Annotated in this window: 1 rRNA gene; it reads right to left on the bottom strand. The window is 53.0% G+C overall.

Features of this window, described 5'->3' with window-relative positions:
* Window positions 1–54: 54 nt before the first annotated feature.
* Window positions 55–1073, bottom strand: a 23S ribosomal RNA gene (locus BLR76_RS11555); the annotation flags it as partial.

Raw genomic sequence — 1073 nt, 5'->3', positions numbered from 1 at the left:
CGTCAGTCCAGTTTCGCTCGGCAGATGATTCCGCCTCGCTATACTTTCTTTCTTGTGGTTAAGTCCTCGACCGATTAGTACTGGTCCGCTCCACATATCACTATGCTTCCACTTCCAGCCTATCCACCTGATCATCTTTCAGGGGTCTTACTTCCTTAAAGGAATGGGAGATCTCATCTTGAAGGGGGCTTCACGCTTAGATGCTTTCAGCGTTTATCCTGTCCACACATAGCTACCCAGCGATGCCAGTGGCCTGACAACTGGTACACCAGCGGTGTGTCCATCCCGGTCCTCTCGTACTAAGGATAGCTCTTCTCAAATCTCCAACGCCCGCGACGGATAGGGACCGAACTGTCTCACGACGTTCTGAACCCAGCTCGCGTACCGCTTTAATGGGCGAACAGCCCAACCCTTGGGACCGACTACAGCCCCAGGATGCGATGAGCCGACATCGAGGTGCCAAACCTCCCCGTCGATGTGAACTCTTGGGGGAGATAAGCCTGTTATCCCCAGGGTAGCTTTTATCCGTTGAGCGATGGCCCTTCCATATGGTACCACCGGATCACTAAGCCCGACTTTCGTCCCTGCTCGACTTGTAGGTCTCGCAGTCAAGCTCCCTTCTGCCTTTACACTCTACGAATGATTTCCAACCATTCTGAGGGAACCTTTGGGCGCCTCCGTTACATTTTAGGAGGCGACCGCCCCAGTCAAACTGCCCGTCTGACACTGTCTCCCGACCGGTTTACGGTCGCGGGTTAGAGTGGCCATACAGCTAGGGTAGTATCCCACCAACGCCTCCACCAAGACTGGCGTCCTGGCTTCATTGGCTCCTACCTATCCTGTACAAGCTGTACAGACACTCAATATCAAACTACAGTAAAGCTCCATGGGGTCTTTCCGTCCTGTCGCGGGTAACCTGCATTTTCACAGGTACTATAATTTCACCGAGTCTCTCGTTGAGACAGTGCCCAAATCGTTACACCTTTCGTGCGGGTCGGAACTTACCCGACAAGGAATTTCGCTACCTTAGGACCGTTATAGTTACGGCCGCCGTTTACTGGGGCTTCAATTCA

It is taken from the genome of Alkalibacterium thalassium (genome assembly GCF_900101165.1).
GTDB classification, from domain to species: Bacteria; Bacillota; Bacilli; order Lactobacillales; family Carnobacteriaceae_A; genus Alkalibacterium; species Alkalibacterium indicireducens.
This window is presented reverse-complemented; position numbering and strand designations above follow the sequence as displayed.